Raw genomic sequence first — 20,658 nt, forward strand, 5'->3', positions numbered from 1 at the left:
GCTGGCGGGTGCTGGTCCCGTTCCGGGGCTGCTCGGCGTGGGTGGTGCTTCCGTGTCCGCTGGCGGGTGCTGGTCCCGTTCCGGGGCTGCTCGGCGTGGGTGGTGCTTCCGTGTCCGCTGGCGGGTGCTGGTCCCGTTCCGGGGCTGCTCGGCCTGGGGCGGTGCCTCCGTGCCCGCTGGCGGGTGTCCGTCCCGTTCCGGGACCGCCCGACCTGGGGCGGTGCCTCCGTGCCCGCTGGCGGGTGCTCGTCGGGTTCCGGGGCTGCTCGGCCTGGGCGGTGCTTTCGCGTCCACAGTGCGCGGTGGATTCGATTTGCCCCGGCCGCACCGGGTGCCCGTAGGCCGTTGTCGTGGGCCCGGCACAATGGGGGCCATGGCCTCCACGACCCGCCCCGCGCCCACCGTCGGTTTCGACCTCGACATGACGCTGATCGACTCGCGGCCCGGCATCCGCGCCTGCTACCTCGAGCTGAGCGCGCGCACGGGGACGTACGTGGACGCCGACCTGGCCGTCACCCGGCTCGGGCCGCCGCTGGCCGAGGAGCTGGCGAACTGGTTCCCGGCCGAGGAGATCGAGGCCGTCGCCGACCTGTACCGGGAGATCTACCCGGCGTACGCGATCGAGCCCACGCTCGCGCTGCCCGGCGCCCGCGAGGCGGTGGCCGCCGTGCGCGAGGCCGGCGGGCGCGCGGTCGTCGTCACCGCCAAGTACGAGCCGAACGCGAAGCTGCACCTGGCCCACCTCGGCATCGAACCGGACGCCGTGATCGGCGGCCTGTGGGCCGAGCAGAAGGCCGTAGCGCTGCGCGAGCACGACGCGGACGTCTACGTCGGCGACCACGTCGGCGACGTACGCGGAGCCCGCGCCGCGGAGGCCCGCTCGGTGGCCGTGGCCAGCGGACCGTGCGACGCCGAGGAGCTGCGCGCGGCCGGCGCGGACGTCGTCCTCGCCGACCTCACGGAGTTCCCGGAGTGGCTCGCGGCCTACGCGGACGGCGAGGGCGACGCCGAGGGGCTCGACCCGGCCCGCGCCTGACGCCGCCCGGCGGCGACCGACCGGAGCACCCCGGCACCGGCGACCAGGAAGCCCACTCCCATCAGCATGCTCAGCCCGAACATGTAGGTGGGGAAGGGCGTCGTGTCCAGCAGCAGCGGGGCCACCGTGACCAGAGTGGCCAGGGCGCCGACGAAGAAGACGATCGCACCGGCGCGGATCAGCCGGTCGCCGGGAGCGGCGGAATTCGTTTGGGTTTGTTCACGCACCCGACCAGGGTAGTTCCCAGGCCTGGAGAACAGCCGGGGGACGTCTTGTCACCCGACTGAAGACCCATAGTCTTGGTACCGGCGGGTCCGGACGACCCGCCCAAGTGCTATCAAGAGCCGTTTCCGAGCATATTTCCGAGCATTTTTCCCGACGAGTACGAGGACGAGGACAGACGTGCCTACCGGCAAGGTCAAGTGGTTCAACAGCGAGAAGGGCTTCGGCTTTCTCTCCCGCGACGACGGCGGTGACGTCTTCGTCCATTCCTCGGTCCTCCCTGCCGGAGTCGAGAGCCTGAAGCCGGGACAGCGCGTCGAGTTCGGTGTCGTCGCCGGACAGCGCGGCGACCAGGCCCTCTCCCTCGCCCTGCTCGACCCGGCCCCCTCGGTCGCGGCCGCGCAGCGCAAGAAGCCGGACGAGCTGGCCTCCATCGTGCAGGACCTGACGACCCTCCTGGAGAACATCACGCCGATGCTGGAGCGCGGCCGCTACCCCGAGAAGACGGCGGGCAAGAAGATCGCCGGGCTGCTCCGCGCGGTCGCGGACCAGCTCGACGTCTGATCCGCCCCCTGGGTCAGGGGAACGCCAGCGCGTCTGGGCCGAGGGCCGGTACGAGTCCCTCGGCCGCCGCCCGGGTCAGCAGGCCCCGGATCGCCGCGTAGCCGTCCTCGCCGAGGTCGGCGGTGAACTCGTTGACGTACAGCCCGATGTGCTGGTCGGCGACGGCCGGGTCCATCTCCTGCGCGTGCTCCATGACGTACGGCCGGGACGCCTCCGGGTCGTCCCAGGCCGCGCGGACCGAGGCGCGCACCGCGTCCGCGAGCCGGGTCAGCGTCGGCCCGCCCAGCGAGCGCTTCGCGATGATCGCGCCGAGCGGGATCGGCAGCCCGGTGGTGTGCTCCCAGTGCTCGCCCATGTCGGCGAGCTTGTGCAGCCCGTAGTTCTGGTACGTGAAGCGGGCCTCGTGGATCACCAGGCCCGCGTCGACCTTCCCGTCCCGCACGGCCGGCATGATCTCGTGGAAGGGCATGACGACGATCTCGCCCACTCCGCCGGGCACCGTGTCCGCCGCCCACAGGCGGAAGAGCAGGTACGCGGTGGAGGTCTCGCTGGGCACCGCGACCGTGCGGCCCCGCAGGTCGGCGTCGGCCTCCCGGGTCAGCACCAGCGGGCCGCAGCCCCGGCCCAGCGCGCCGCCGCAGGGCAGCAGGGCCCAGTCGTCGAGGACGTAGGGCAGCACGGCGTACGACACCTTGAGCACGTCGAACTCGCCGCGCTCGGCCATGCCGTTGGTGATGTCGATGTCCGCGAAGGTCACGTCGAGGGCGGGGGCGCCGGGGACGCGGCCGTGGGCGAGGGCGTCGAAGACGAAGGTGTCGTTCGGGCAGGGGGAGTACGCGATCTGCAGGGTGTCAGCGCTCATGCGGTTTCCAACTCTCAAGGACGGGTGCGAGCTTCCCGAAGGCGTCCGTCAGGGCCGCGAGCGCCTCGCCGATGCGCCAGGCGGCGCGGTCGCGCGGTCCGACCGGGTTGGAGACCGCGCGCAGTTCCAGCACCGGCACGCCGTGCGCGGCGGCGGCCTCGGCGACGCCGAAGCCCTCCATGGCCTCGGCCAGGGCACCCGGGTGGCGCTCGCGCAGCAGTGCGGCGCGGGCCGCGGTGCCGGTGACGGTGGACCCGGTCAGGACGGTGCCCGGCCGGGCCCCGGTCGCCTCGGCGGCGGCGCGGACCAGAGCGGCCGGCGGGAGGTGGGTGACGGTGCCGAAGCCGAGGTCGGTGACCGGCAGGAAGCCGTCGGCGGTCTCGGCGCCCAGGTCGGCGGCGGTGATCGCGTCGGCGACGACCAGTGAGCCGACGGGCGCCTCGGGCGCGAAGCCGCCGCCGATACCGGCCGAGACGACCAGGTCGTAGGGCCTGCCGTCGAGGGCGGCGGCGGTCAGGGCGGCGGCCGTGGAGGCGGCGGCGCGGGCCGGGCCCACCCCGGCGGCCAGCAGGTCCCGGCAGCCCGGAAGCCGGTGCAGGGTGATCCCGGGGCGGGACAGCTCCGTGCCCGGCGCCGGGAACGCCCGAGCCACCGCGTCCCGTTCGACGGGGACCGCGGTGGCCACGAGGAGGTGCACGGAGGACGTGGGCGGTCAGTCCTTCTTCAGCTCGAAGACCCACACACCGGTGATGTTCTGGCTGTCGTCCTTGCCGTCCCGGACCGCGACGGCGACGTTCGTCGAGTCGCCCTGGGCGCCGTACTGGGCGTTGAAGAACACGCTGCCCGGCACGGTGCGGTAGGTCTTGTCGCTGTCCTCGACGAGCTGCTGACCGTTCATCAGGATCGTCCAGTGCTTGTCGGCGATGTCCGGGTCGACGCCGAACCGCACGGTCTCGTCCTGGTCGACGGTGATGGACTTGGCGTCCTTGTCCTTCAGGCACTTGTTGATCTCGTCGGGGGAAAGGTTCTTGCCCTCTCCGCCGCAGGTGGCCTCGGAGCTGACCGAGTCACTGCCGACCGTGATCGTCGCGATCGGGGTCGGCTCGTCACAGGCGGACAGCAGGAGAAGTCCGGCGGACACGGCGCCGACAGCGGCGACGGCGCGGCGGCGTCGCACAACGCGGTGTCCGATAGCGGCGGTGCCGCGGGGCAACGTGGTCATGGCGGAAGGCTATACGGCGCCTGAGCCCCGTCCCCCACCTGGGTACGGCGTGGCGTGGTCACGCCACTCTCGGCCGAGTCCGTCCCCCGTGCCGCGCCGAGTCGAGCAGCCCCCGTACGGTCGTCAGCCACCCGGTGGCGATGATCGCGGCGGCCACCGACAGGCCCAGCGTGCCGTTGAGCGGCAGCACGATGCCGACCGCGCCGCCGAGCACCCAGGAGACCTGGAGCAGCGTCTCCGAGCGCGCGAACGCGGACGTGCGCACCTGCTCCGGCACGTCCCGCTGGATCAGCGCGTCCAGGGACAGCTTGGCCAGCGCCTGCGCGAACCCGGCGACCGCCGCCAGGCACGCCACCAGGAAGGCGCTGAAGAACACCGCGGCGACCACCGCCGCGCCCAGCACGATCACGACCACCGTCACGATGATCACCTCCGGCGCCCGGGACCGCAGCCACGCCCCGACGGCGGTGCCCAGCGCGTTGCCCGCACCGGCCGCGACGCCCACGATCCCCAGCGACACCGCCGCGCTCTGGCCGGTCATCGGGTGCACCCGCAGCAGGAACGCCAGGAAGAAGATCAGGAAGCCGGTCAGGCAGCGGATGGCGGCGTTGGCGGCCAGCGCGTGGGTCACCGCCGGGCCCACCGTGCGCAGGCCGGGGCGCTTGCCCCGCTTGCGTAGCGGCCCCGGCAGATGTCCCTCGTCCGCGGCGAGCAGCGCCCGGTCCTCGCCGCGCGCCGAGTCCACCTTCCGCGGCAGCGTGAACGACAGCACGGTGCCCGCGACGAAGATCACGAAGGCTCCGTACAGCGGCCACCGCGGACCCACCTGCTGGAGCCCCGCACCGATCGGCGCGGCCACGCCGGTGGCCAGCAGCCCGCACAGCGTGACCCGCGAGTTCGCCTTCACCAGCGAGACCCGGGGCGGCAGCAGCCGCGGCACCACGGCGCTCCTGACCACGCCGTACGCCTTCGAGGAGACCAGGACGCCGAGCGCGGCCGGGTACAGCTCGATGCCGCCGGTGACGACCGCGCCGGACAGCACCAGCGCGAGCACCGCGCGGGCGCCCATCGCGGTCGCCATCGCCGCGCGGCGGCCGTGCGGCAGCCGGTCCAGGAGCGGGCCGATCACCGGCGCGAGGAGCGTGAAGGGCGCCATGGTGATGGCGAGGTACAGCGCGACCCGCCCGCGTGCCTCGTCGGTGGGGACGGAGAAGAACACGGTGGAGGCGAGCGCGACGGTGATCATGACGTCGCCGGCGCCGTTCACCCCGTGCAGCTCGATCAGCTTGCCGAGGCCCGACTCGCCCGCGCCGTGCGCGTGCGTCGCCCGCCGGATGCCGCGCGCGGTACCGGTCACCGGCAGGCGCAGGGCGCGGCCGACCGCACGGAACCGGGAGCCGGGACCGCGCCACCGGCTCCCGCGCTTGAACTCCGTCCGTGCGGCTGCCACCCCGTCATAGTGCCCCGTCAGAGGCGGCTGTAGCGTCGATACGGCACGGATGGCGGTGATCGAGTCGGGCGCGACCCGCCCGGGAACGCGTGGCCGTACCCCGCCGAAATCCCCGTCGGTGTAGGCCCAGGGCACATGAGCAGGTAGCGTGCGTAGCGCGCCGTGGCGAACGTTCTCGGCCGCGCGCCGTACGGCCATCCCGCAGAATGGATGACGTAGGTGCGCCCGAGCGCGATCGGGCGCGGACGTCGACGCGGTCCACAGGTCCGCTCCGTCCGCCCCTCGCACACAGCGGCGCACTCGTGAGACGGCGTATGGAGAGAAGCGATACCTGTGAGCGCAGCGACAACGCGAAGCCGCACCCCTGACCGCCTGTGCGCCGAGGCCGTCGACCTCGCCCGGGCCGCGGCCGAGGAGGCCGCCGCACCCGGCGTCGTCGGCGAGCACGAGGGCCTGGTGTCGGAGGGTGACCGGGTCGTCACCCACTACTTCGCCTGCAAGGAGATGGGCTACCGGGGCTGGCGCTGGGCCGTGACGGTGGCCCGCGCCTCCCGCGCCAAGATCGTCACGGTGGACGAGGCGGTGCTGCTGCCCGGCCCCGACGCGCTCCTCGCCCCCGAGTGGGTGCCGTGGAGCGAGCGGCTGCGCCCCGGCGACATGGGCCCCGGCGACCTGCTGCCCACCGACGCGGAGGACCTGCGCCTGGAGCCCGGCTGGACCGGCGAGGACGAGCCGCCGCCGAACTCCGCCGTCTCGCACGAGATGGCCGACCTGGTCGAGGCCGAGGACGCCGAGGTGACCGCCGGGCCGCCCGCCGAGCTGTCGACCGTCCCGGCCCGCGGCACGATCTCGGCGGTCGCCGAGGAGCTGGGCCTGCGCCGCACCCGGGTGCTGTCCCGGTACGGCCTGCACGTCGCCGCCGACCGCTGGGAGGACGGCTACGGCCCGAAGACCGCGATGGCCCAGGCGGCCCCCGCCTCCTGCGTCAGCTGTGGCTTCCTCGCCCGCATCGGCGGCTCGCTCGGGCAGGCCTTCGGCGTGTGCGCCAACGAGTTCTCCCCGGCCGACGGGCACGTGGTGTCGCTGGCCTACGGGTGCGGCGGGCACTCCGAGGCCGCGGTGATGCCGAAGCCGCCGCGGGTGGCTCCGCCGGTGATCGACGAGACGCGGGTGGACCCTTTCCCGCTGCGGCCGGCCGCGGACTCGGGGTCGGTGCCGGTGGCCGAGGACCAGGCGGTGGCGGAGCTGGGGCACTCCTGAGGCCCGTCGTGGGTGGCTGAGGTCCCTGGGGGCTGCGCCCCCAGACCCCCCTTCGGCCTTGACGGCCTCGTCCTCAAACGCCGGACGGGCTGGGTGATGCCGGCCGGGGCCACAGAGCATCGGACGGGCTGGATGGTGCCGGCCGGGGGCACACGGCATCGGACGGGCTGAGTGGGCGGTACCTTCGTGGTCCGTCGATGAGGAGAGTCACCGTGAGCATGTTCGTACGGCCTGCCGCCGAGGGTGCCGATCCGTTCGGTACGGCACGGCTGCGGCGCGGGGTGCTGGACGCCTGGGCGACGAGCCCGGCCCGGTTCCGTGAGGACGCCAACGCGGAGGAGGACCTCGTCCTCGGCGGCTACCGCGACCGGCTGGTCGTCGAACTCGCGCAGAACGCCGCCGACGCCGCCGCACGGGCCGGCGTGCCCGGCCGGCTCCGGCTGACCCTGCGCGACGGCGTCCTCGTCGCCGCCAACACCGGCGCCCCGCTCGACGCGACCGGCGTCGAGTCGCTGTCCACCCTGCGCGCCTCCGCCAAGCGGGACGCGGTGGACGGCTCGGTCGGCCGGTTCGGGGTCGGCTTCGCCGCCGTCCTGGCCGTGACCGACGAGCCCGCCGTGGTCGGCCGGCACGGCGGGGTGCGCTGGTCCCTGGCCGAGGCCCGCGACCTGGCCGCCGACACCGCCCGGCACAGCCCCGGCCTGGGTGACGAGATCCGCCGGCGCGACGGGCACGTACCGCTGCTGCGGCTGCCGTTCCCCGCCGAGGGCAGCGCCCCCGCCCCGTACGACACGGCCGTCATCCTGCCGCTGCGCGACACCGCCGCCGCCGACCTCGCCGAACGGCTCCTGCGCGCCGTGGACGACGCCCTGCTCCTCGCCCTGCCGGGCCTGGCGGAGGTCGTGATCGAGGCGGGCGACGAGGTGCGCACCCTCTCCCGCCGTGCCGAGGACGCCCTGACCGTGGTGGAGGACTCGCGGGAGGGCGTCACCCGCTGGCGCACCGCCGCCGCGCACGGCCCCCTCACCCCCGACCTCCTCGCCGACCGGCCGGTGGAGGAGCGGCTGCGCCCCCACTGGTCGGTGACCTGGGCGGTGCCCGTCGACGCCGACGGCGCTCCCGCCCGCCCGCGCACCAGCCCCGTCGTGCACGCCCCGACCCCCAGCGACGAGCCCCTCGGCGTGCCCGCCCTGCTCATCGCCTCCTTCCCGCTGGACGCCACCCGCCGGCACACCGCGCCGGGACCGCTGACCGACTTCCTGACGGAACGGGCCGCCGACGCCTACGCCGGACTGCTCGCCGACTGGCGGCCGGTCGGCGTCGGCCTCATCGACCTGGTGCCCGGCGCGCTGGGCCGGGGCGAACTGGACGGCGCGCTGCGGCAGGCGATCCTCGACCGGCTGCCGCGTACGTCCTTCCTGCCGCCCGCCCTCCCCTCCGGGGGCCAGGACGCGGAGGACGACCTTCCGGAGTCCCTGCGCCCCCGCGACGCCGAGGTGGTGGAGGGTGCGGGCGCCGACACCGTGCGGGTGCTGGCCGAGGTGCTGCCGACCCTGCTGCCCGCCGGTCTGGAGCGCCGCGCCGAACTGCGCACCCTGGGCGTGGCGCGGGTGCCGCTGACCGACGCGATCGACCGGCTGGCGGGGCTGGAGAAGGCCCCCGCCTGGTGGCGCAGCCTCTACGACAGCCTCGCCGGGGTCGACCCCGACCGGCTGTCGGGGCTGCCGGTGCCGCTCGCCGACAGCCGTACGACCATCGGGCCCCGGCAGGTGCTGCTGCCCTCCCCGGACGCCGCCTCCCTCGACCCGGAGGTCCTCACCCGGCTCGGCCTCAAGGTCGCCCACCCGGACGCCGCGCACCCGCTCCTGGAGAAGCTCGGCGCCCTCCCGGCCACCCCGCGCGCCGTCCTCACCACCCCGCAGGTGAGGGCCGCCGTCGCCGCCTCCCTGGACGACGAGGGCGGAACCAACTGGGAGGACGACGCCCTCGACGCCGAGGAACTGGCCGACACCGTGCTCGGCCTGGTCCGCGGCGCCGGACTCGATTCCGGCGACGAGCCCTGGCTGGGCGCCCTCGCCGTGCCCGACGAGGACGGCGAACTCTCCCCGGCGGGCGAACTCGTCTTCCCCGGCGGCCCGTTCGCCCGGGTCATGCGCGAGGACGAACTCGCCGCCGTGGACGCCGAACTCGCCGAGAAGTGGGGCCCCGAGCCGCTCGCCGCCTGCGGCGTCCTCGTCACCTTCGCCCTCGTCCGCGCCACCGACGTCGTCCTGGACCCCGACGAACTGGAGCCCCGCGAAGGAGATTTCGCCGAGCCCGACGACGCGGGACTGCTCGACGCCGTGGACGTGTGGAGCGAGGACGTCCTCGACCGCTTCCCGGACACCCCCGTCCCGCCGGTCGCCACCGAGATCGTCGCCGTGCGCGACCTCGACCTCGTGGACGACGACCACTGGCCCGAGGCCCTGGCCCTGCTGTCCCGGCCGCCGCTGCGCGACGCGCTGGTCCAGCCGGTGCGCATTCTGCTGCCCGACGGCACCCACGAGGTCGTACGGCCCTACACCGCGTGGTGGCTGCGCGGGCACCCGGTGCTCGGCGGACGCCGCCCGGCCGGTCTGCGCGCGGCGGGCGGCGACCCGCTGCTGCGGGGCCTGTACGAGGAGGCCGACGCGACCGGCTTCGAGGACGAGCAGGTGCTGCGGGCCCTGGGCGTCCGCACGTCGGTCGCCGCGCTCCTCGACGAGCCCGGCGGCGCGGCCGAACTCCTGGACCGCCTCGCCGACCCGGACCGCCCGGTCACGGCCGCCCAACTGCACGCCCTGTACGGCGCGCTGGCCGACCTGGACCCGGACCAGGTCACCCTGCCCGACGAGGTGCGGGCCGTGGTCGACGGCGAGGTGCGTGTGGTGGACGCCGCCGACGCCGTCGTGGTCGACTCGCCCGACCTGCTGCCCTTCACCTCCGGCGTGCCGCTGCTGCCGGTCCGTCCGGCCCGGGCCGCCGAGCTGGCGGAGCTGTTCCAGGTGCGGCGGCTGAGCGAGTCCGTCACCGGCCGCGTCGACTCCGAGGGCGCCGAGCACGACGTACCGGAGCCGGTGCGGGTGCTGCTGGGGGCACGGACCCCCGCTTCATACGTGGAGCACGAGGAACTGCTCGTCGACGGCGTGGAGATCGACTGGCGCCTGACGGACGACGGCGCGCTGCACGCGGCGACCCTGGAGGGCGTGGCCGCCGGCCTCGCCTGGGCAGCGGGCCAGTGGCCCCGCCGCTTCGAGGTCGCCGCCCTCCTGGAGGACGAGTCGAGGACGGAGGAACTGGCGAGGGACCGCTGGTTCGACTGACGGGAGTGCAACGCGCCCCAAAGGGGCGCGGGGCCGTGTTCGACATGCGGCTCCGCCGCGTGGGCGCGACCAGCCACGACGACGCAGCAGTCGGCAACGAACCCCCAACCGTCACACTGGGAACCGCCGGTCCACCCACCTCCAGGTGAACTCCAGAACGCCGGCCCCGACCACCGCAACGCCGACGGCAGTCCACGGCATCGTCACCCCCACCAGCTTCAGCGCGAAGAACTCCTGCAGCCACGGCACCACCAGCACGATCACGAAGCCCAGCCCCATCGCCGCCACCAGCAGCACCCGCCACCACGTGTACGGCCGGGCGATGATCGCCAGCACCCACATCGAGATCAGGAACAGCGTCAGCGTCGCCGCGCTGGTCTCCGCGTCCAGCGCGCCGGGGCCGGTGTAGTGCTGCCGCGCGACGAGGTACGTCACGAAGGTGGCCGCCCCCGCCACCACCCCGCCCGGGATCGCGTACCGCATCACGCGCCGGACGAAGTGGGGCCTGGCCCGTTCCTTGTTCGGGGCGAGGGCCAGGAAGAAGGCCGGGACGCCGATGGTGAGCGTGGAGAGCAGGGTGAGGTGGCGGGGCAGGAACGGGTACTCCACCTGCGAGCAGACCACCAGGATCGCGAGCAGTACCGAGTACACGGTCTTGACCAGGAACAGGGTCGCCACGCGCGTGATGTTGCCGATGACGCGGCGGCCCTCGGCCACCACCGAGGGCAGTGTGGCGAAGCTGTTGTTGAGCAGCACGATCTGCGCGACCGCCCGGGTCGCCTCCGACCCGGAGCCCATCGCCACGCCGATGTCGGCGTCCTTGAGCGCGAGGACGTCGTTGACACCGTCGCCGGTCATCGCGACCGTGTGGCCGCGTGACTGGAGGGCGCCGACCATGTCCCGCTTCTGCTGCGGGGTGACCCGCCCGAACACCGTGCCCTCGTCCAGGGCGGCCGCCATCTCCTCCCGCTCGGCGGGCAGCCGGCGCGCGTCGACGGTGGCTCCGGACAGCCCGAGCTTGGCGGCGACCGCGCCGACCGACACCGCGTTGTCGCCGGAGATGACCTTGGCGCGCACGTCCTGGTCGGCGAAGTAGCGCAGGGTGTCGGCGGCGTCCGGGCGCAGCCGCTGCTCCAGGACCACCAGGGCGGTGGGCTCGACGTCCTCGGCGACCTCGGGGTCGTCCAGTTCGCGGGGGGCGCGGGCGAGCAGCAGTACGCGCAGGCCCTGTTCGTTGAGCCGGCCGGTCTCGGCGAGTGCGGGGTGGTCCTCGGGCAGCAGGACGTCCGGGGCGCCCAGCAGCCAGGTGCGGGAGGAGCCGTCGCCCTCGTCGAAGGTGGCGCCGCTGTACTTGCGGGCGGAGGAGAAGGGCAGCGCCCCCGTGGACCGCCACGCCCCGGCGGACCCGTCGGCCGGGTAGGTGTCGATGATCGCCTGGAGGGAGGCGTTGGGGCGCGGGTCGGACGCGCCGAGGGCGCCGAGCACGGTGCGGACGTGACGCTCGTCGGCGCCGTCGAGCAGGCGCAGGTCGGTGACGTCCATGCCGCCCTCGGTGAGGGTGCCGGTCTTGTCCAGGCAGACGGTGTCGACGCGGGCCAGGCCCTCGATGGCGGGCAGTTCCTGGACGAGGCACTGCTTGCGCCCGAGCCGGACGACGCCGATCGCGAAGGCGACGGAGGTGAGCAGGACGAGTCCCTCGGGGACCATGGGCACGATGCCGCCGACGGTGCGCGCGATCGAGTCGTCCAGCTCGTTGTCCTTGGCGAGCAGCTGGCTGAGGATCAGGCCGATCGCGGTCGGGACCATCATCCAGGTGACGTACTTGAGGATCGTGGAGATGCCGGAGCGCAGCTCGGACTGGACCAGCGTGAAGCGGGAGGCCTCCTCGGCGAGCTGCGCGGCGTACGCCTCGCGGCCGACCTTGGTGGCCCGGAAGGCGCCGCCGCCCGCGACCACGAAACTGCCCGACATGACCTGGTCGCCGGGCTGCTTGACCACCGGGTCGGCCTCGCCGGTCAGCAGGGACTCGTCGATCTCCAGCCCGTCCGCCTCGACGCACACCCCGTCGACGACGGCCTTGTCGCCGGGGCCGATCTCGATGACGTCGTCCAGCACGATCTCGGACGTACTGATCTCGGCGGGTTTCCCGTCCCGGCGCACCGTCGGGCGGACCTCGCCGATCAGGGCCAGGGAGTCGAGGGTCTTCTTCGCCCGCCACTCCTGAACGATGCCGATGCCGGTGTTGGCGAGGATCACGAAGCCGAACAGGCTGTCCTGGATCGGCGCGACGAACAGCATGATCACCCAGAGGACGCCGATGATCGCGTTGAACCGGGTGAAGACGTTGGCGCGGACGATGTCGGCCAGGGAGCGGCTGCTGCGCACCGGCACGTCGTTGACCTGGCCGCGGGCGATCCGCTCGGCGACCCCGGCCGCCGTGAGCCCGGTCGCGGGCGAAGGGGCGTCAACGGGGTGCGCGGGATGCCCGGGGTCGAGTCTGTCCGCGTCGAGATGCGTCATGGATTCGACGGTACGTGCGGATTTACGGCTTCACCCATCGAGTGCGGCGAAGATCCGACCTGGGTACGAGACGGGCGGGTGCGGTGTGCTGCCCTGGTACTAGTTCTCGGCCTTGGCGGCCGTGTCCCGCTTGATCGCGGCGTCGCGCCCCCGGACGTACCAGATGCCGATCAGGCCGAGACCCGCGCCGGCCAGGCAGGTCCACACCCACCAGGTGTGCCCGTTCTCGTCGAACCAGCCGTAGAAGGGCAGCTGCACCAGGAAGAGGACGAACCAGAGGATGGTGCCGCCGACGATGGTCGGAACCACGGGGCCCTCCAGGGGCTCCGGCGCCTCGTGCGTGGGTGTCCACTTCTTCATGCGTACAGCTTACGAGGAGCGTGCGAACGGGTTGACGGCGCGGCGCCACGCGGTGACGACAGGGGTCTACGCGCGGAGATAGCGATCAGGGGCTCATACGTTCATACTGAACCCGTTTGTCTCTGACCGCTTTCATTCGTAGAAAACACCAATAGGAACACCGACAAGGCCGTGGGGGAACCTGTTGGTGATGAGGTCCCCGCATGTCCACCTCGGCCTCCGCCAAGGTCCCCCCGTCCCCCGAGTCGCCGGAAGACCGGCGGCCCCCGCAGAACGGCCTCGACCGCTACTTCAAGATCTCCGAGCGCGGCAGCACCCTGCCCCGTGAGATCCGCGGCGGCTTCGCCACCTTCTTCGCGATGGCCTACATCATCGTGCTGAACCCGATCATCCTGGGCAGCGCGAAGGACATGTACGGCAACCAGCTCGACAACGGTCAGCTGGTCACCGCGACCGCGCTGACGGCGGCGTTCACCACGCTCCTGATGGGCGTCATCGGCAACGTGCCGATCGCGCTCGCCGCCGGTCTCGGCGTGAACTCCGTCGTCGCGCTCCAGCTCGCCCCGCGGATGTCCTGGCCGGACGCCATGGGCATGGTGGTGCTGGCCGGTTTCGTGGTCATGCTGCTGGTCGCCACCGGGCTGCGCGAGCGCGTGATGAACGCCGTGCCCTACAGCCTGCGCAAGGCCATCGCGATCGGCATCGGCCTGTTCATCATGATCATCGGTCTGGTCGACTCCGGCTTCATCACCCGGATGCCGGACGTCGCCCAGACCACGGTCCCGATCCAGCTCGGCACCGGCGGGCACCTGCACGGCTGGCCGGTCCTGGTCTTCGTCCTCGGCGTGCTGCTGACCCTCGCGCTGATCGTCCGCAGGACGCCGGGCGCCATCCTCATCTCGATCGTGGTGATGACCGGCGTCGCGATGATCATCAACGCCGTCACCGACATCCCGTCCTGGGGCCTGACCACCCCCGAGTGGCCCGGCAACCCCGTGGCCACGCCCGACTTCGGGCTGGTCGGCGAGGTCAGCCTGTTCGGCGGGTTCGACAAGGTCGGCGTGCTGACCGGCGTGCTGTTCGTCTTCACCGTGCTGCTGTCGTGCTTCTTCGACGCGATGGGCACGATCATGGGCATCAGCGACGAGGCGAAGCTGACCGACGGCGAGGGCCAGATGCCGGGCATCAACAAGGTCCTGTTCGTCGACGGCGTCGCGGTCGCCGTGGGCGGTGCCAGCTCCGCCTCCGCCACCACCTGCTTCGTGGAGTCCACGGCCGGCGTCGGCGAGGGCGCCCGCACCGGCTTCGCCAACGTCGTCACGGGCGGGCTGTTCGCCCTGGCGCTGTTCCTCACGCCGGTCGCCACCATGGTCCCGTCCCAGGCGGCGACCCCGGCGCTGATCGCGGTGGGCTTCCTGATCCTGGCCGGTTCGATCAGGGAGATCGACTGGTCGGACTTCACGGTCGCCATCCCGGCCTTCGTGACGATGCTGATGATGCCGTTCACCTACTCGATCACCAACGGCATCGGCATGGGCTTCATCACCTTCTCGGTGCTGCGCCTGGCGGCCGGACGGGGCCGCGAGGTGCCGGTGGCGATGCACGTGGTGTCGGCGGTCTTCGCCTTCTACTACCTGATGCCGGCCCTGGGTCTGACCTGATCCCGCGGGGTCAGGGCACCCCGTAGAACCGTTCCGTCTCCTCCACGGCGGACTGGAACCGCTCGTCGAAGTCATCGCGGATGAGCGTCCGGACGACATAGTCCTGGACGCTCATTCCTCTTTTGGCCGCATGGTCCCGGAGCCGGTCGAGCAGCTCCCCGTCTATCCGCAGGCTGAGCACGCTGGTCCCCATGAGCACGAGGGTCGCCCCGGCCGGCCGGGTGATGCCTCCATTTCCGGAAACGACTCACTCGTACGGGTGAACTGCGGGTTTCAGTGGCGGGTGTCACGGGCACCGGGGCGGAAGTGCGGTGGTATTTCGCCAGCCTAATGAGTTACGCTAAGGAACATGCCGGACCTCAACCATGGCGACGACGCCGCCGCCGTGAACTCCCTGCGCTCCGCCGTGATGCGGTTGTCCCGTCGGCTCAAGCACCAGCGGGTCGACGAGTCGCTCAGCCCCACCGAGATGTCGGTGCTGGGCACCCTGTCGAACTGCGGCAGCGCGACCCCGGGCGAGCTGGCCCGCAAGGAACACGTCCAGCCGCCCTCGATGACCCGCATCGTGGCGCTGCTCGAGGCCAAGGGCCTGGTCAGGCTGGAGCCGCACCCCGAGGACCGGCGCCAGAAGGTCGTGACGCAGACCGAGCAGGCCGTGGTCATGCTCGAGGAGAGCCGCCGCAAGCGGAACGCGTTCCTGGCCACGCTGGTCGAGGGCCTCGACGAGGACGAGTGGGCGAAACTGCGCGCCGCCGCCCCCGTGCTGGAGAAGCTCGCCCACAAGTAAGCAGTTCTCGCGAGGAGGCGAACCTTTTGAGTACGGGATCCGGAGCAGCTTCCGCCCCCGCACCTGACGGCCACGACAAACCGACCACCACCACCCCCGACGCCCCTCGCAAGACGTCGATGTTCGCCTCCCTGAAGGTCAGGAACTACCGCCTGTTCTTCATGGGCCAGGTCGTCTCCAACATCGGCACCTGGATGCAGCGCATCGCCCAGGACTGGCTGGTGCTCAGCCTCACCGGCTCCTCGGCCGCCGTCGGCATCACCACCGCTTTGCAGTTCCTTCCGATGCTGCTCTTCGGCCTCTACGGCGGCGTCCTCGTCGACCGCCTGCCCAAGCGGCCCACGCTGCTGGTCACCCAGTCCGCGATGGCCCTGACCGCGCTCGCCCTCGCCGTCCTCACCCTGAGCGGACATGTCCAGGTCTGGCACGTCTACGTCGCCGCCTTCGCGATGGGCCTGGCCACCGTCATGGACAACCCGGCCCGCCAGACCTTCGTCTCCGAGCTGGTCGGCCGCGACCAGTTGCAGAACGCGGTCAGCATGAACTCGGCCAACTTCCAGTCCGCCCGCCTGGTCGGCCCCGCCGTCGCCGGTCTGATGATCACCGGCGTGGGCACCGGCTGGGCGTTCCTCGCCAACGGTCTGTCCTTCGTCGCGCCGCTCACCTGCCTGCTGCTGATGCGCGCCCGCGAACTGCACGCCGGCCGGCCCACCCCGCGCGGCAAGGGCCAGCTGCGCGAGGGCCTGCACTACGTCGCCGGGCGGCCCGAGCTGATCTGGACGATCACCCTGGTCGGGTTCATCGGCACCTTCGGCTTCAACTTCCCGGTCTTCCTGTCCGCCTTCGCCGACGACGTCTTCGACGCGGGCGCCGGGGCGTACAGCCTCTTCAACACCCTCATGGCCGTCGGCTCGCTGGCCGGCGCCCTGCTCGCCGCCCGGCGCGGCACCGCCCGGCTGCGCGTGCTGATCGCGGCGGCCCTCGGCTTCGGCGCCCTGGAGATCGTGGCCTCGACGGCGCCCGAGCTGTGGCTCTTCGCGCTGCTCATGGTCCCCATCGGCGTCTTCAGCATGACGGTCAACGTCACCGCCAACACCAGCATCCAGATGTCCACCGACCCGGCCATGCGGGGCCGCGTGATGGCCCTGTACATGATGGTCTTCCTCGGCGGCTCCCCGGTCGGCGCCCCGATCGTCGGCTGGGTCACCGACACCTACGGCGCCCGGGTCGGCTTCGCCGCGGGCGGCGCGGTGGCCGCCACCGCCGCCCTCGTCATCGGCCTGGTCCTGGCCCGTGTCGGGAACCTGCGCCTGTCGGTCGGCTGGCACCGCGGCCACCCGCAGGTCCGGTTCGTGCCGCGTGAGCGGCAGGAGGCCCTGGCGTCGGCGGCGTAGGGACGGAAATCCAGGGGTCCGGGCGGGGTGGCTCTGCCAGGCTGGCCCCATGAGACTGTTCGCCGCCGTACTGCCGCCCGAGGACGTCACCGCCGCCCTCGCCGCGGAGGTGGCCGTGCTGCGGGGGCTGCCCGGCGCCGACGGGCTGCGCTGGACCGGCCGTCCGGGCTGGCACCTCACGCTCGCCTTCTACGGCGAGGTCGACGACGGACTCGTCCCCGACCTGTCGGCCCGCCTGGAGCGGGCGGCCCACCGCACCGCGCCCTTCGAACTGGCGCTGCGCGGCGGCGGCCAGTTCGGGCGCGGGCGGGCGCTGTGGGCGGGTGCGGAGGGCGGCGTGGCGGCCCTGCGGCTGCTGGCCGACCGGGCGGAGGCCGCGGGGCGCAGGGCGGGCGTCGGGACGGGCGAGCACCGGCGCTACAAGCCCCACCTGACCCTGGCCCGCAGCGGGCGGGCGTTCGACGTCCGCCCCTACGTCGAGGCGCTGTCCGGCTTCACCGGCCCCACCTGGACCGTGACCGAGCTGGCCCTGGTCCGCAGCAACCTGCCGGAGTCGGGCGTGCCGGGCGAGCAGCCCCGTTACGAGGCGGTCGCCCGCAGCCCGCTCGGCGCCTCCGGTTAGGCTCGGGGGCGTGGACCCGAAGACCCGAAACCGGATCATGGCCGGTGTGCTCGTGCTGATGCTCGTGGTGGTGGCGTTGGCGGCGGCCCTCGGCTGACCGGCCCGTGCGGCGGCCGTCGCCCTGCTCACCACCTCACCCCGCTGCCGGGCGGAGGCCTCCGGGCTACCAGGCGAAGGCCTCCGGAGAGGGCCCCGGCCCCGGGAAGACCTCGTCGAGCCCGGCCAGCAGCTCCTCCGACAGCTCCAGCTCCACGGCCCTGAGTGCCGACGCGAGCTGCTCGGCGGTGCGCGGACCCACGATCGGACCGGTCACGCCGGGCCTGGTCAGCAGCCACGCCAGCGCGGCCTCGCCCGGCTCGACGCCGTGCTTGTCGAGCAGGTCCTCGTACGCCTGGATCTGCGCCCGCTTCGCCGGGTCGGCCAGGGCGTCGGCCGCCCGTCCGGAGGCCCGGCGACCGCCCTGGACCTCCTTCTTGATGACCCCGCCGAGCAGCCCGCCGTGCAGCGGCGACCAGGGGATGACGCCGAGGCCGTACTCCTGCGCGGCCGGGATCACCTCCATCTCGGCGCGCCGCTCGGCCAGGTTGTACAGGCACTGCTCGCTGACCAGGCCGATGGTCCCGCCGCGCCGGGCGGCGGTCTCGTTGGCCTGCGCGATCTTGTACCCGGGGAAGTTCGAGGACCCGGCGTACAGCACCTTGCCCTGCTGGATCAGCGTGTCGATGGCCTGCCAGATCTCGTCGAAACCGGTGGCGCGGTCGATGTGGTGGAACTGGTAGAGGTCGATGTGGTCGGTCCGCAGCCGCTTGAGGCTGGCGTCGACCGCACGCCGGATGTTCACGGCGGACAGCTTGTCGTGGTTGGGCCACGCCTCGCCGTCGGCGCCCATGTTGCCGTACACCTTGGTGGCGATGACGGTCTTGTCGCGCCGGTCGCCGCCCTGGGCGAACCAGTTGCCGATGATCTCCTCGGTACGGCCCTTGTTCTCGCCCCAGCCGTACACGTTGGCGGTGTCGAAGAAGTTGATACCGGCGTCCAGCGCCGCGTCCATGATCGCGTGACTGTCGGCCTCGTCGGTCTGCGGACCGAAGTTCATGGTGCCGAGGACGAGCCGGCTGACCTTGAGTCCCGTGCGTCCGAGCTGCGTGTACTTCATGGTTCCCAAGCCAACGACTTGGAGTGCGCTCCAGGCAAGCGGGGGCGCTCAGTCGCGGGGGAAGGCGTCGGTCCTGAGAGTGAGGCCGAGGACCGTGTCGGTGAGGTCCAGGTCCTGCCCGAAGGCGACCCTGGTCTCGGTGGTGTACTCGCCGTCCTTGGGGTGCGTGAAGATGTGGCAGCGGCCCTGGTACGGGTCGGCGATCAGGTAGAGGGGGACCTCTGCGGCCGCGTAGGCGGCCTTCTTGGGGCCGTAGTCGTTGGCGGCGGTGCCCTGGGAGATGACCTCGGCGACGAACTCGACGTCCTCGTAGCGCCAGTGGCCCGTTTCGTCCCGCTTCGCCCCGTCGCAGAGCTTGGCCACGTCGGGGCAGAAGCCGTTCTCATGGCCGGGGAAGTCGATGCGCACGTCCGAGAAGACGGCGACGTTCATGCCGAACCGGTCCTCAATGGGCCGTACGATCCGGCGGATGATTTCCCAGTGCGTGTCCCGCTGCGGTGTCATGTGGACGTTGCCCCCGACGATCTCGGCCCTGAATCCTTCGGGGACAGGCATCCGTTCGAGCCGCTCGAACCACTCGTCCAAGCGCTCCGTGTTGATGTCGGCCATGGCGATCCTGTCTTCAAGGACGGTCATCGTGGCGCTCCTCCCCGGCTGACCCAACGACGAGTACAGCCGCGCGGTACAACGATACGCACGGCGACCAGGACACGGGAGGACGCGCATATGCCAGAGCGGGACCGGGACCGCACCGATCACCTCGTCGCCCTCGTCCGGCGGCACCTCGACCAGGACGGCGACGTGCTCGGCGTCTACGCGCACGGCTCGGCCACCCTCGGCGGGCTGCGCCCGTACAGCGACCTCGATCTCCTCGTCGTCCTGGGACGTCCGACCACGTACGGGCAACGCGAGCGGCTCACCGGGGAGTTGCTCGGCGTGTCCGGCGGTGAGGGGCGCCCAGTCGAGCTGATCGCCGTCGTGCGGGACGAGGTCCGGCCCTGGCGGTATCCGCCCCGCCGGGAGTACCTGTACGGCGAGTGGCTGCGCGACGCCTACGAGCGCGGCGCCGTCCCGGAGCCGGAGGACGACCCCGACCTGGCCCCGCTCCTGACCATGGTGCTGCGCGCCGACGCCCCGCTGTACGGCCCGCCGCCCGCAACCCTCCTGGACCCCGTGCCCCACGGCGACCTGCGGCGGGCGATCGCCGCCGGGGTGCCGGAGCTGCTGGCCGAGCTGGAGTCGGACACGCGCAACGTGCTGCTCACCCTCGCCCGCGTCTGGAGCACGCTCGTCACCGGTGACATCCGGTCGAAGGACGCGGCGGCGGACTGGGCCCTGGGGCGGCTGCCCGTCTCGTACCGGCCGCCGCTCGCCCACGCGCGCGCCGTCTACCTCGGGCAGGAGACGGAGAACTGGAGCGGCCGGGCGGTGCGGGCCTGTGCCGACCGTCTGGTCCGGGAGATCCGGGAGATCCGGGCGGCCTACAGGGACGAAGGGGAAGGGCCGGGGGAGTAGGGCCCGCCGAGCCCCCACTCCTCGTTCATCGCCGTCGCGAAGGCCTCCGCGATCCGGTGCTCGCCGCTCTCGTTGGGATGCGTGCCGTCGTAGGTGTCCGTGTGGAAGTCGTACGCGGGCGGCGGCGGGACGAGCAGCAGCGGGGAGCCCGCGTCGTCGAGGTCGGCGAGGGTCTTCACGAGGAGTTCGTTGAAGTGGGCGACCTGCTCGGCGAAGGTCTCGTCGGCGTCCACCCGGATGTTGGGCAGCACCGGCATCACCGCCACGCGCACGCGTGGGTTCGCCGAGCGCGCGTTCGCCACGAAGGCGTGGACGTTGGCGGCGGTCTGCTCGGCGTTGGTGTAGAAGCCGAGGTCGATGAGGCCCAGCGAGACCAGGAGCACGTCCGCGCGGCAGGACCGTACCGTCTCCGCGATCAGCGGGGTCATGTGGTGCCAGCCCTCGCCCCAGCCGGCCAGGTGGGCGCGGGGGAAGCCGGGTTCGGCGTAGGCGCACGAGGTGGGGGCGTCCGTCACCTGGTCGTGGAGGGTCTCGCGCGGGCCGACGAAGGTGAAGGGGCGGCCGCAGGAGTCGCGCAGGTGCTGCCACAGCCGGTAGCGCCACGTGTGTTCGCCTGCGCTCCCGATCGTCATGGAGTCGCCGACGAACATGAACCTGAGCATCCGCTCATCATGGACGATCGGCCT

The 20,658-nt window shown here is 72.6% G+C and carries 20 protein-coding genes; 9 read left to right on the forward strand and 11 right to left on the reverse strand.

All coding sequences use genetic code 11. The features are described from left to right. The first annotated feature begins 373 nt into the window (after nucleotides 1–373). Nucleotides 374–1,036, forward strand: a complete 663-nt coding sequence (locus ACZ7MF_RS01025) for an HAD family hydrolase (protein ID WP_471473753.1) — start codon at nucleotides 374–376, stop codon at nucleotides 1,034–1,036. On the opposite strand, the gene ACZ7MF_RS01030 is transcribed toward ACZ7MF_RS01025, so the two are convergent. Beyond that, nucleotides 985–1,263 (reverse strand): hypothetical protein, encoded by a 279-nt coding sequence (locus tag ACZ7MF_RS01030; RefSeq protein ID WP_471473755.1) that lies wholly within the window; start codon nucleotides 1,261–1,263, stop codon nucleotides 985–987. The two genes, ACZ7MF_RS01025 and ACZ7MF_RS01030, sit on opposite strands and share 52 nt — an antisense overlap. Before the next feature lie 175 nt (nucleotides 1,264–1,438). Between ACZ7MF_RS01030 and ACZ7MF_RS01035 the strand changes: the two genes are divergently transcribed. Then, nucleotides 1,439–1,822, forward strand: coding sequence for a cold-shock protein (locus ACZ7MF_RS01035; RefSeq protein WP_003974650.1), 384 nt, complete (start codon nucleotides 1,439–1,441; stop codon nucleotides 1,820–1,822). Nucleotides 1,823–1,835: 13 nt separating this feature from the next. On the opposite strand, the gene ACZ7MF_RS01040 is transcribed toward ACZ7MF_RS01035, so the two are convergent. The 4 genes from ACZ7MF_RS01040 to ACZ7MF_RS01055 are packed head-to-tail and all read right to left on the reverse strand — an operon-like array spanning nucleotide 1,836 to nucleotide 5,356. Beyond that, entirely contained in the window at nucleotides 1,836–2,684 is an 849-nt protein-coding gene (locus tag ACZ7MF_RS01040; protein WP_471473756.1) for a 1,4-dihydroxy-6-naphthoate synthase, read from the reverse strand. After that, nucleotides 2,674–3,369: a futalosine hydrolase gene (locus ACZ7MF_RS01045; RefSeq protein WP_471473758.1), complete on the reverse strand. Its 696-nt coding sequence runs from the start codon at nucleotides 3,367–3,369 to the stop codon at nucleotides 2,674–2,676. The genes ACZ7MF_RS01040 and ACZ7MF_RS01045 overlap by 11 nt, the downstream gene beginning before the upstream one ends. Before the next feature lie 27 nt (nucleotides 3,370–3,396). Then, entirely contained in the window at nucleotides 3,397–3,906 is a 510-nt protein-coding gene (locus ACZ7MF_RS01050; protein ID WP_205351035.1) for a DUF2771 domain-containing protein, read from the reverse strand. Between the two features lie 58 nt (nucleotides 3,907–3,964). Beyond that, nucleotides 3,965–5,356, reverse strand: a complete 1,392-nt coding sequence (locus ACZ7MF_RS01055; RefSeq protein ID WP_471473759.1) for an MFS transporter — start codon at nucleotides 5,354–5,356, stop codon at nucleotides 3,965–3,967. A gap of 333 nt (nucleotides 5,357–5,689) precedes the next feature. On the opposite strand from ACZ7MF_RS01055, the gene ACZ7MF_RS01060 reads away from it, so the two are divergent. Next, on the forward strand, nucleotides 5,690–6,616 hold the full coding sequence (locus ACZ7MF_RS01060; RefSeq protein ID WP_471473760.1) for a DUF3027 domain-containing protein: 927 nt from the start codon (nucleotides 5,690–5,692) through the stop codon (nucleotides 6,614–6,616). A 212-nt stretch (nucleotides 6,617–6,828) separates the two neighbouring features. Beyond that, nucleotides 6,829–9,957 (forward strand): sacsin N-terminal ATP-binding-like domain-containing protein, encoded by a 3,129-nt coding sequence (locus ACZ7MF_RS01065; RefSeq protein WP_471473762.1) that lies wholly within the window; start codon nucleotides 6,829–6,831, stop codon nucleotides 9,955–9,957. Nucleotides 9,958–10,068: 111 nt separating this feature from the next. Here the strand turns inward: ACZ7MF_RS01065 and ACZ7MF_RS01070 are convergent, their stop codons facing one another. Together ACZ7MF_RS01070 and ACZ7MF_RS01075 are read right to left on the reverse strand one after the other, a co-directional pair. After that, entirely contained in the window at nucleotides 10,069–12,477 is a 2,409-nt protein-coding gene (locus ACZ7MF_RS01070; protein WP_471473763.1) for an HAD-IC family P-type ATPase, read from the reverse strand. 99 nt (nucleotides 12,478–12,576) lie between these two features. Beyond that, nucleotides 12,577–12,837 (reverse strand): DUF2530 domain-containing protein, encoded by a 261-nt coding sequence (locus ACZ7MF_RS01075; protein ID WP_471473765.1) that lies wholly within the window; start codon nucleotides 12,835–12,837, stop codon nucleotides 12,577–12,579. Nucleotides 12,838–13,040: 203 nt separating this feature from the next. Between ACZ7MF_RS01075 and ACZ7MF_RS01080 the strand changes: the two genes are divergently transcribed. Next, nucleotides 13,041–14,498, forward strand: coding sequence for an NCS2 family permease (locus ACZ7MF_RS01080; protein ID WP_471473766.1), 1,458 nt, complete (start codon nucleotides 13,041–13,043; stop codon nucleotides 14,496–14,498). 10 nt (nucleotides 14,499–14,508) lie between these two features. On the opposite strand, the gene ACZ7MF_RS01085 is transcribed toward ACZ7MF_RS01080, so the two are convergent. Then, nucleotides 14,509–14,697, reverse strand: a complete 189-nt coding sequence (locus ACZ7MF_RS01085; RefSeq protein WP_003974640.1) for a hypothetical protein — start codon at nucleotides 14,695–14,697, stop codon at nucleotides 14,509–14,511. Nucleotides 14,698–14,847: 150 nt separating this feature from the next. On the opposite strand from ACZ7MF_RS01085, the gene ACZ7MF_RS01090 reads away from it, so the two are divergent. Genes ACZ7MF_RS01090 through thpR form a run of 3 tightly spaced genes read left to right on the forward strand, consistent with a single transcriptional unit; the run spans nucleotide 14,848 to nucleotide 17,301 of the window. Continuing rightward, complete coding sequence (locus ACZ7MF_RS01090) at nucleotides 14,848–15,285, forward strand: MarR family winged helix-turn-helix transcriptional regulator (protein ID WP_153179291.1); 438 nt, start codon at nucleotides 14,848–14,850, stop codon at nucleotides 15,283–15,285. Between the two features lie 26 nt (nucleotides 15,286–15,311). After that, nucleotides 15,312–16,679 (forward strand): MFS transporter, encoded by a 1,368-nt coding sequence (locus tag ACZ7MF_RS01095; RefSeq protein ID WP_471473768.1) that lies wholly within the window; start codon nucleotides 15,312–15,314, stop codon nucleotides 16,677–16,679. A 49-nt stretch (nucleotides 16,680–16,728) separates the two neighbouring features. After that, nucleotides 16,729–17,301, forward strand: coding sequence for an RNA 2',3'-cyclic phosphodiesterase (thpR, locus tag ACZ7MF_RS01100; RefSeq protein ID WP_471473770.1), 573 nt, complete (start codon nucleotides 16,729–16,731; stop codon nucleotides 17,299–17,301). Nucleotides 17,302–17,464: 163 nt separating this feature from the next. Here the strand turns inward: thpR and ACZ7MF_RS01105 are convergent, their stop codons facing one another. Together ACZ7MF_RS01105 and ACZ7MF_RS01110 are read right to left on the reverse strand one after the other, a co-directional pair. Further along, nucleotides 17,465–18,457: an aldo/keto reductase gene (locus ACZ7MF_RS01105; RefSeq protein ID WP_471473772.1), complete on the reverse strand. Its 993-nt coding sequence runs from the start codon at nucleotides 18,455–18,457 to the stop codon at nucleotides 17,465–17,467. A 48-nt stretch (nucleotides 18,458–18,505) separates the two neighbouring features. Next, on the reverse strand, nucleotides 18,506–19,093 hold the full coding sequence (locus ACZ7MF_RS01110; protein WP_471473773.1) for a Uma2 family endonuclease: 588 nt from the start codon (nucleotides 19,091–19,093) through the stop codon (nucleotides 18,506–18,508). A gap of 90 nt (nucleotides 19,094–19,183) precedes the next feature. Here ACZ7MF_RS01110 and ACZ7MF_RS01115 point away from each other — a divergent pair, with 90 nt between their 5' ends. Next, nucleotides 19,184–19,972, forward strand: coding sequence for an aminoglycoside adenylyltransferase family protein (locus ACZ7MF_RS01115; RefSeq protein WP_471473775.1), 789 nt, complete (start codon nucleotides 19,184–19,186; stop codon nucleotides 19,970–19,972). Here the strand turns inward: ACZ7MF_RS01115 and ACZ7MF_RS01120 are convergent. Beyond that, nucleotides 19,939–20,634 (reverse strand): GDSL-type esterase/lipase family protein, encoded by a 696-nt coding sequence (locus ACZ7MF_RS01120; protein ID WP_471473776.1) that lies wholly within the window; start codon nucleotides 20,632–20,634, stop codon nucleotides 19,939–19,941. The genes ACZ7MF_RS01115 and ACZ7MF_RS01120 overlap by 34 nt on opposite strands. Nucleotides 20,635–20,658: the final 24 nt, after the last annotated feature.

This window comes from Streptomyces sp. NPDC111628 (genome assembly GCF_055635195.1).